The organism is Pseudomonadota bacterium, from assembly GCA_039028155.1.
Taxonomy (GTDB): domain Bacteria; phylum Pseudomonadota; class Alphaproteobacteria; order SP197; family SP197; genus JANQGO01.
Genome location: JBCCIS010000029.1, coordinates 54269 through 63230, shown reverse-complemented (window position 1 = coordinate 63230; position 8962 = coordinate 54269). Strand labels below are relative to the sequence as shown.

The 8962-nt window shown below is 61.5% G+C and carries 8 protein-coding genes and 1 pseudogene; 8 read left to right on the top strand and 1 reads right to left on the bottom strand.

Annotated elements, in window-relative coordinates; genetic code table 11:
* Positions 1-607: NYN domain-containing protein (locus AAF563_15780; GenBank protein ID MEM7122740.1), on the bottom strand; the 607-nt coding region annotated here is incomplete at its 3' end.
* Positions 608-1267: 660 nt separating this feature from the next.
* Here AAF563_15780 and AAF563_15775 point away from each other — a divergent pair.
* From AAF563_15775 to era, 8 genes and pseudogenes are all read left to right on the top strand, one after another.
* On the top strand, positions 1268-2500 hold the full coding sequence (locus tag AAF563_15775) for a hypothetical protein (GenBank protein ID MEM7122739.1): 1233 nt from the start codon (positions 1268-1270) through the stop codon (positions 2498-2500).
* A 186-nt stretch (positions 2501-2686) separates the two neighbouring features.
* Entirely contained in the window at positions 2687-3220 is a 534-nt protein-coding gene (gene folK / locus AAF563_15770) for a 2-amino-4-hydroxy-6-hydroxymethyldihydropteridine diphosphokinase (GenBank protein ID MEM7122738.1), read from the top strand.
* 77 nt (positions 3221-3297) lie between these two features.
* Positions 3298-3501, top strand: a pseudogene (rpoZ, locus tag AAF563_15765) (DNA-directed RNA polymerase subunit omega).
* A gap of 263 nt (positions 3502-3764) precedes the next feature.
* Positions 3765-5915, top strand: coding sequence for a bifunctional (p)ppGpp synthetase/guanosine-3',5'-bis(diphosphate) 3'-pyrophosphohydrolase (locus AAF563_15760; protein MEM7122737.1), 2151 nt, complete (start codon positions 3765-3767; stop codon positions 5913-5915).
* Positions 5916-6051: 136 nt separating this feature from the next.
* Positions 6052-6471: a holo-ACP synthase gene (gene acpS, locus AAF563_15755; GenBank protein MEM7122736.1), complete on the top strand. Its 420-nt coding sequence runs from the start codon at positions 6052-6054 to the stop codon at positions 6469-6471.
* Positions 6464-7258 carry a signal peptidase I gene (gene lepB, locus AAF563_15750; GenBank protein MEM7122735.1) on the top strand — a complete coding sequence of 265 codons (795 nt, stop codon included), beginning with the start codon at positions 6464-6466 and terminating at the stop codon, positions 7256-7258. The genes acpS and lepB overlap by 8 nt, the downstream gene beginning before the upstream one ends.
* Positions 7255-7953: a ribonuclease III gene (gene rnc, locus AAF563_15745; protein MEM7122734.1), complete on the top strand. Its 699-nt coding sequence runs from the start codon at positions 7255-7257 to the stop codon at positions 7951-7953. Before lepB ends, rnc begins: the two co-directional genes overlap by 4 nt.
* Complete coding sequence (gene era, locus AAF563_15740) at positions 7950-8858, top strand: GTPase Era (protein ID MEM7122733.1); 909 nt, start codon at positions 7950-7952, stop codon at positions 8856-8858. Before rnc ends, era begins: the two co-directional genes overlap by 4 nt.
* Positions 8859-8962 lie beyond the last annotated feature (104 nt).

The window sequence follows — 8962 nt, the reverse complement described above, 5'->3', positions numbered from 1 at the left end:
CAGATCGTGCCTGAGAGATCTCCTGATTGACTTTGCGGTCATAGTCGTCGTCCATGCGTTCGACGGGCCGCTCGACATACTTGCGGGCGATCACATCGGCGATGTCGGCGATATCGATAAAGTTGTCGGCTTGGCGGCGCAAATCGTCGGCGACCATCGGCGGCTGGGTCTTTAGGCTGCTGACCACGGTAACCCGCGTGCCCTTGCGCTGCACGGCCTCGACCAGGGAGCGGAAGTCGCCATCGCCGGAAAACAAGACGGCGTGGTCCATGAATTCAGCCATTTCCAGCATATCGATCGCCAGCTCGATATCCATGTTGCCCTTGATCTTGCGGCGGCCCATGGCGTCGGTGAACTCTCGGGTCGGCTTCGTCACCATAGTATAGCCATTGTAATCAAGCCAGTCGATCAGAGGCCTGATCGGCGAATACTCCTGATCGTCGACAAGAGCGGTGTAATACATCGCTCGTATCAGGCGCCCACGATTAGAAAACTCTTCTTTCAGCAATCGATAATCTATATCAAAACCTAAAGACTTTGCTGTTGCGAATAGGTTGGCGCCGTCGATAAACAAAACCATGCGCTCTTCATTATAGAACTTTACCATTTTATTTTTTCCGTTCTTGTAACTGTTACGGTGACGGTTTGGTTGTGTTGTTGCGGCATATGTTCGCTTGTCTGACAGCGCGGCAGCAACTGACGTGTTTTAGTGCCCGTAGCCGAGTCTTCGCAAGTCGATGTGTGGGCAATTTGATTACCGGCGCGGCTCCTGCGACCGGCTTGTTGGTCGCAGGCGAGTTTGCGCAATCCTCGGTTGCGAATTTTGCTCCCTTTTGGGTGGGTCGCTCAGGGGGAGCGGGCGGTTCGGCCATGTTTTCAGGATGTCATACAATCGCAATAGACAGTGTTTTGCCGCTTTGACCCTATCGATCGAATTGCGGACCTACTCTCTCGAGCAGGCTAGGTCGATTTCGTATAGGGCCATGGCCGGGTGGGGTACGTCGCATGTTCGGATGCTTCTTGAGCCGATGCTTGTTAACCTTTTTCCTAGTGATCTCAGTACTTTCTGCCGTGAGCTTACGGCTGGCGGGAATGTGAGTTTTGAGTAACGGGTTTTGACGTTGTTTAGGTGATCGGCGCGCGAGATGGGTGGTTCATCAAAAACCATACACCAGCGGTCCCGGGGAAAAGAAGCGGGGCGCGCTGCGCGTCGCGTGTTTGGTTTCACCACGAGCGCCAACAACTGGTGCGACCCGGTGCAAGCGTCATGAGGGTCTTCGCCGCATGTGTGCTGGCCGTCGGTATCATGGCCTTCGGTGCGGCGACGTTCGCAGATCCTTCTTGGGCCCGTGAGGATAATGGTCACGCGTCCGATGATCACATCGACTTTGCAGGGCTGATGGCGCCAAGCCTTGGTTCTGACGACAGCGACGGCGATTGGATCATGACCGACTGGTATGCCGGCATGGTCGACTTCGATGATCCGGTTATCCGCACACGCTACGACCGCGGTTGGCGTGAAGAGACCGGGCTGACACGTATCGACCTGGATCAAGTTTTCGTCGGCAATGTTGCCGCCAACGCCCAGGGCGGCGCGTTGATGCACAACGTCGATGACCCCGCCGATCCGCTCGCCAGTTTCTCCGCGACCGCCATCGCCAACGTGTCCGACGTCTCCATTTGTGAGGGCGACGCGTGTGGTGAGACCACTGAGGGGTTGCAGGCGGCATCGTCCGAGACGCAAGCGTCACCGTCGATCGACTTCGCCGGCATGATGGCGCCCAGCCTTGGTTCCGGTCCTGGCGCGATGACCGCCTATATCCTGGTCGACTTGATTGTCGCCCACGATGTCCGCACGTCGCAGGTGCTGGTCGGCCACGTCGATGCCTACGCGGCCGTCGACTCGATCGTCGTTGGACCGGCCGTCGAGAACCCGGCGCCCGTCACCGAGGTGCCGGAAGTCACCGTTGCGGCGACCGCTGTGGGCAACGTAGGAACACTTGAAAGCGACATGGGTGTGCGCGGTGAAAGCGTGCAGATCGTCGTCGGCGCCATCCTGCCGGATGACGAGCTGCTGGTTGACGAGCCGGTTGTCGACGAACCAGTTGTCGACGAACCGGTGGTCGAAACCGCGCTTGCCGTCACCGACGAGGACGCCGATCCGCTGTCAGGCGTGTTGATCGACTTGGTCAGCGATGACCATGTCGAGAAGGCTCAGATTACTGCCGAGGCGTCCGTTGGCTCGCTGGCCGGCGTCTTCACCGATGTCAGTGCCACAGCGCTCGCCAACTTGCACACCACCCATATCGACGTCGGCGATGTCGGCGACATCAGCGCGATCGACGTTGACCAGCTCGCCTATGCCGATGCGATGGCCATCGTTCATCTCGAAGAGATCGCGCTGGAGCACACCTCCGGCTTGCGGGTGGCGGCGACGGCCCTCGGCAACATCCGCAACGTTGTCATCAGCGTCGCCGACGGCATCGAAACCGGCTTCTAAACCTCACACCCGACCGCTCGCGATCGCGCTGGGGCCTAAGCCGCGCGCGAACCCGCATCACCCATAGACCACTGCTGCTAGCGCCAGAATTGGCGTGCAACCGCCGCTGCAATGTGATGAATACGCAGGCGGTTCCATGCTGGCTGCCGCCTTTGTACATCTCAGACAACGCAACGGCCTCCGATCGTGACGACCCATTCAAACGATAGCTCCAAACCTATCCTGATCGGTCTGGGCGCCAATCTGACGTCGCGCCATGGCGCGCCGCGCGAGACCATCGAGCTCGCCCTGGCGAGCCTCAGCGATGCCGGGGTTACCGTGGCCGCCGTGGCGCCGATGTACGAGAGCGCGCCGGTGCCGGCGAGCGATCAGCCCTGGTTCGTCAATACGGTCGCTGAGTTGGAGACCGGTTTGCAGCCGGAGGAACTGCTCAGCCTGCTTCATAAGACGGAAGAGGCGTTTGGCCGCGTCCGGCGCGAACGCTGGGAGGCGCGGGTGCTGGACATCGATCTATTGGACTATCGTGGTTTGATCAGCCAGGACGGCTGTCCCATTTTGCCACACCCACGCATGGCAGACCGCGCTTTCGTGCTGTTGCCGTTGCGCTGTCTGGCGCCGGAATGGTGTCATCCGGTCACCGGAACGCCGATCGACGACTTGATCGCGGCCTTGCCGGCGGACCAGGAGATTCGGCAGATGGTGCCTGACGACAAGGGCTGACAAGGCTTGCCACCACCCTTGCATAAGGCTATGACCACAGCCACATAGGACAGATTGTCGACAGGAAAGCATGAACCATGGCGCGTCTTACCGTTGAAGACTGCATTGACCGGATCCCCAACCGGTTTGAGCTCGTGATGCTGGCTGCCCAGCGCGCGCGAGAACTCGGCTCCGGCGCCCCGATGACCGTCGACCGCGACAACGACAAGAACCCGGTTGTCGCCTTGCGCGAAATCGCCGACGACACGGTGGAACTGGACGGTTTGCGCCGCAAGCTCGTCTATGGCGGTGAGCCCCAGCAGGACGATGACGATCTCGAAGGCGATCTTGGCCTGGGCGATGAGGTCGGCCTGTCCGGTGACGCGGTTGCTGCCGCGGCTGCCGCGGCCTTGGCCGGTCTGGGTGCCGAGGTGATTGACGAGACGGCGGTTGAAGAAACGCCGCCCAGCGACGGGAACCAAACCTGAGCTTTGTGATCGCGGCACGTGGTACCCGCGCGGCGCGGGTGTAAACTAGCGAAGCAATCCAAGCGCGCTAGAACACAATGCTTCGCCAATACGAGCTGGTCGAAAAGGTAAGGGACTACGACACGTCCGCCGATGAGGACGCGCTGAACCGCGCCTATGTCTTCTCGATGATGGCGCACGGTCACCAGACCCGCGAGTCCGGCGATCCCTATTTCTCCCACCCCGTCGAAGTCGCCGGCATTCTGGCCGACATGCGCCTGGATGGCGCATCGATCATCACCGGCCTGCTGCACGACACCGTCGAGGATACCGACGCGACGCTGGAGGGCATCGAGGACCAGTTCGGGCCCGAGGTAGGCCGTCTGGTCGACGGCGTCACCAAGCTCTCACGCCTGGAGCTTCAGTCGGAAAACACGAAGCAGGCCGAGAACTTCCGCAAACTGCTGCTGGCGATGTCGGAGGATATCCGCGTCTTGTTGGTCAAACTGGCCGACCGGCTGCACAACATGCGCACGCTGCACCACGTGGCCAAGCCGGAAAAACGCGTGCGCACGGCCAGCGAGACCATGGAGATCTACGCGCCCTTGGCTGAGCGGATCGGCATGCAGGCGCTGAAGGACGAGTTGGAGGATCTCGCCTTCATCGAGCTCAACCCGACGGCGCGCGCCTCGGTGGTCGAGCGCCTGCGCTATCTGCGCGAGGAAGGCGGGGACATGATCACCCGCATTGTCGAGCGCCTGGAGAAGACGTTGTCGGAGGCCGGCATCGATGCCGAGGTGATCGGGCGCGAAAAGCGGCCCTATTCGATTTGGCGCACCATGCAGCGCAAGAATGTCGGTTTTGAGCAGCTGTCCGACATCGTCGCCTTCCGCGTCGTCGTCGATACAATCCCGCGCTGCTACGAGACGCTGGGCGTGGTGCACGGCACCTGGCCGACCGTGCCAGGCCGTTTCAAGGACTATATCTCGACGCCGAAGCCGAACGGCTATCGCTCGATCCACACGACCGTCTATGGACCGGAGCATCAGCGCTTGGAGATCCAGATCCGGACCCGCGAGATGCACGAAATCGCCGAGTTCGGTGTCGCCGCGCACTGGAGCTACAAATCCGACGACCCGACCTCGGCGGTGCGCGACGGGCGTCAGTACCGCTGGGTCCGCGAGCTTTTGGAGATTCTGGAACACGCGGCCGGGCCGGAGGAGTTCCTGGAGCACACCAAGCTGGAGATGTTCCAGGACCAGGTGTTCTGTTTTTCGCCGCGCGGCGACATCATCGCGCTGCCACGTGGCGCGACGCCGGTGGATTTCGCCTATGCCGTCCACACGGATGTTGGTGACACCTGTGTCGGTGCGAAAATTAACGGTCAAATCAAACCATTACGGACAATTCTTGAGAATGGAGATCAGGTAGAGATCGTGCGCTCCAATGTCGCAGCGCCAAGCCCGACATGGGAGCAGTTCGTCGTCACCGGCAAGGCGCGTAGCCGCATTCGTCGTTTCGTCCGCGGCAAGGAGCGCGACGAATACATCCAGTTGGGCAAGGCCATTGTCGAACGCGCCTTTGTTCAGGCGGGTTTCGAGACGACACGCAAGGCGATCCGGCGCGCCTGCGAGGTCCTCGGCGAAAAGACGCCGGAGGATCTCTATGCCGCGGTCGGCGATGGCCGCATAACCGGAACGGCCGCCGTCAGCGCGGTCTACCCCGAGGCGGTGGACGGCAAACCGGCCAAGGGCAAGGCGGCGCGCGGCAAGAAGGACGGCGGCTCTGCGGGCGACCACGCGATCCCAATCCGCGGTCTGATACCCGGCATGGCCGTGCATTTCGCCAGTTGCTGCCATCCCCTGCCGGGCGATCGGATTGTCGGCATTGTCACCACAGGCAAGGGCGTCACCATCCACACCATCGATTGCGACATGCTGCTGCAGTTCGAGGCGACGCCGGAGCGCTGGATCGATGTCGCGTGGACGGTGGACGGCGAGGCCGCCGACCTGCATGTCGGGCGTATCCACGTCACGGTCTCCAACGAACCGGGTACGCTGGGTACCATGTCGACGCTGATCGCGCGCAACAACGGCAATATCTCGAACCTGAAGATCACCAACCGTTCGACCGACTTTTTCGACATGGTCATCGATGTCGAGGTCAGAGACGTAAAACACCTGACAAACGTTATTGCGGCGCTCAGGGCCAATCCCAGCGTCAACTCCGTGGAGAGGTCGCGATTGTGATGCCGGGGTTCCCGCCGGACCGACCTTCGGCTATATGCAGGCGCTCGCCGTTGAAAATCGACATGCTTGGAGTGTGTGCCATGGCCCGCAGGCGGCGCCGAATGCAGGTAAATCACGCCGGATCAGGCCTTTTCGCATGATCCTGGGCCTTGGTCTCGACATTATCGATATCCGACGTATCGAAAACACGCTGGAGCGCTTCGGCGACCGCTTTACCCATCGGATCTTTACCGAGACCGAGCGCAACAAGGCCGACCGCCGGCGCATGCGCGCAGCGACCTATGCCAAGCGTTTCGCCGCCAAGGAGGCGTGCTCAAAGGCGCTCGGTACCGGGTTTCGCCGCGGTGTCTTCTGGCGCGACCTACAGGTCACCAACCTGTCGAGCGGCAAGCCGACCATGAAGCTGACCGGTGGCGCGGCCGTTCGCCTGGAAGAGCTTGTGCCTGATGGCATGACTGCCGTGATCGACCTTTCCATGACCGACGATCATCCCTTGGCCCAGGCCATGGTGATCATTTCCGCCATTCCGCAGTCCGGGAACCCCGTTGATGCCTGACGTCGATAAGTCCGCCGAAGCGGCCAAAGCTGAGGCGCCTAAAACCGAGGCGGCCAAGAAGAAGGATGGCGGCTGGTTCGAGCTGATCCGTACCGTGTTTTACGCGGTGCTGATTGCTCTGGTGGTCCGCACCTTTGCCTACGAACCCTTCAACATTCCGTCGGGATCCATGAAACCGACACTGCTGATCGGCGACTATCTGTTCGTTTCCAAGTTCGCCTATGGGTACAGCAAGTATTCGCTGCCCACCTTTGGCATCGACCTGTTCGAAGGACGGATTTTCGGGTCGGATCCCGAACGCGGCGATGTCGCGGTGTTCCGCAAGCCGACCGAACCCGACATCGATTTCATCAAGCGGATCATTGGTTTGCCAGGCGACCGCATTCAGATGATCGACGGCCTGCTTCATATCAACGATCAGCCTGTCGATCTGACCGCCGACGGTGAGTTCATCGATGAGACGTGCTCGCGCTCGCGCGAGGTCCCACAGTTTATCGAGACGCTGCCCAACGGCGTCAGTCACCTGGTGCTGAACGAGATAGATGGCCATTACCTCGACACGACAGAAGTGTATCTGGTGCCCGAGGGCCATTTTTTCGCAATGGGGGACAACCGCGATCAGTCGTCCGACAGCCGGGTCGCGAGCGTCGGTTTCATTCCCGCCGAGAACCTGATTGGTCGCGCCGAGATCATCTTCTTCTCCGCCGATACTTGCGGCAGCCTTTACAACCCGCTGACCTGGCCAAGTTCGATCCGGTGGGGCCGTCTCTTCATGTCGATCGAATGACCGGCGAGCCTGGCCTGGACCAGCTTCAGGAGATCCTGGGTCACCGCTTCGACGACGACGATCTTGCCCGTCTGGCCTTGACCCATAGAAGCACGGCTGCCGGGCGGCTTGGCCATGGCTACGAAAGGCTGGAATTCCTGGGCGACCGCGTTCTGGGCGTCGTGGTCGCGCACATGCTTTATGACGGCTTCCCTGACGAGCCTGAAGGCAAACTCTCCGTTCGCCAGGCCTCTCTTGTGCGCAAGGAGACCCTGGCCGAAATCGCGCGCGAACTCGGCTTCGGTGATTTCATCAACCTGTCTGAAGGCGAGGACGAGAGCGGAACGCGCGAGAGCCCCTCGGTTCTGGCCGACGTGACGGAAGCGCTGATCGGCGCGCTCTATCTGGACGGCGGTCTAGAAGCGGCATCGGCATTCATCCGGCGCATCTGGCACGACCGCATGCAGGCCCAGACCACGCCGCCGCGTGATGCCAAAACCAGGCTTCAAGAATGGGCCTTGGGGCGCGGCTTGCCGTTGCCGTCGTACCGCATGGTGTCGCAGGAGGGGCCGGCGCACGAGCCCGAGATCACAGTCGAACTGACCGTCAAAGGACAGGGCGCGGTGATGGCGAAAGGCGGTTCCAAACGCGCCGCGCAGCAGCAGGCGGCCCAGGAACTGCTTGAGCGGCTTGGCGACGGTGGCGACAACCCATGACCGACAGCGCCACGTCCTGCGGTTTTGTCGCCCTCTTGGGCGCCCCCAACGCCGGCAAGTCGACCCTGCTGAATGCCGTGGTCGGTGCCAAGGTCTCGATCGTGACGCCGAAGGTGCAGACGACCCGGACGCGGATTACCGGCATTCGGATCGTTGATCGGGCGCAGCTGATCTTCGTTGATACGCCTGGCATCTTCGCGCCCAAGCGGCGCTTGGAGCGCGCCATGGTTGAGGCGGCGTGGGCCGGCCTGGATGGCGCGGATGTCGCAGTTCTCTTGATCGATGCGATCCACGGCATCGACAAGAACACGCGGCGCATCCTTCAGCGCCTCGCGGAGCGAGAGCGGCCGTTCGTCGTGGCGCTCAACAAGGTCGACAAGGTCGCCAAGCACAACCTGTTGCCGCTGGCCGCCGCCATCAACGAAGGCGGTCAGGCCGACGAGATCTTCATGATTTCCGCGCTTCAAGGCGATGGTATCGAGGACCTCCTTCAGTTCCTGGTTGGGCGCATGCCGCCGGGGCCGTGGCTCTATCCAGAAGAACAGATCTCTGACGTCCCCATGCGCATGATGGCGGCCGAAATCACGCGCGAGAAGCTGTTTCTGGCACTGCATCAGGAGCTTCCCTATGGCCTCTCGGTCGAGACCGAGATGTGGACGGAGATCGAGGACGAAGACGCGGTCCGGATCGACCAGATCATCTATGTCGCCAAGGATGGCCACAAACCCATCGTGCTCGGCAAGGGCGGCCAGATGCTGAAGCGCATCGGCACGACCGCGCGCAAGGAGCTGGAGACGATCCTTGGCTGCCGGGTGCACCTCTTCTTGCACGTCAAGGTTCGGCCCAACTGGCTGGACGAGCCCGCCCGCTATCGCGAGATGGGGCTGGAGTTCCCGCGTCAATGATGACTCGTCGTCGGATTGTCTTTCGCTCGCGCGGTATCGGCACCGGTCCGCTCCCCCACCCGGCCACCCCTGGGATGCTGCCATGGGTGGCCTCGGCGAAAACG

What these genes read in the sequence shown, in the direction of transcription:
- AAF563_15775 (MEM7122739.1), top strand. Translation starts at nt 1,268, where the DNA reads ATGAGGGTCTTCGCCGCATGTGTGCTGGCCGTCGGTATCATGGCCTTC.
- era (MEM7122733.1), top strand. Translation starts at nt 7,950, where the DNA reads ATGACCGACAGCGCCACGTCCTGCGGTTTTGTCGCCCTCTTGGGCGCC.
- AAF563_15760 (MEM7122737.1), top strand. Translation starts at nt 3,765, where the DNA reads ATGCTTCGCCAATACGAGCTGGTCGAAAAGGTAAGGGACTACGACACG.
- lepB (MEM7122735.1), top strand. Translation starts at nt 6,464, where the DNA reads ATGCCTGACGTCGATAAGTCCGCCGAAGCGGCCAAAGCTGAGGCGCCT.
- rnc (MEM7122734.1), top strand. Translation starts at nt 7,255, where the DNA reads ATGACCGGCGAGCCTGGCCTGGACCAGCTTCAGGAGATCCTGGGTCAC.
- acpS (MEM7122736.1), top strand. Translation starts at nt 6,052, where the DNA reads ATGATCCTGGGCCTTGGTCTCGACATTATCGATATCCGACGTATCGAA.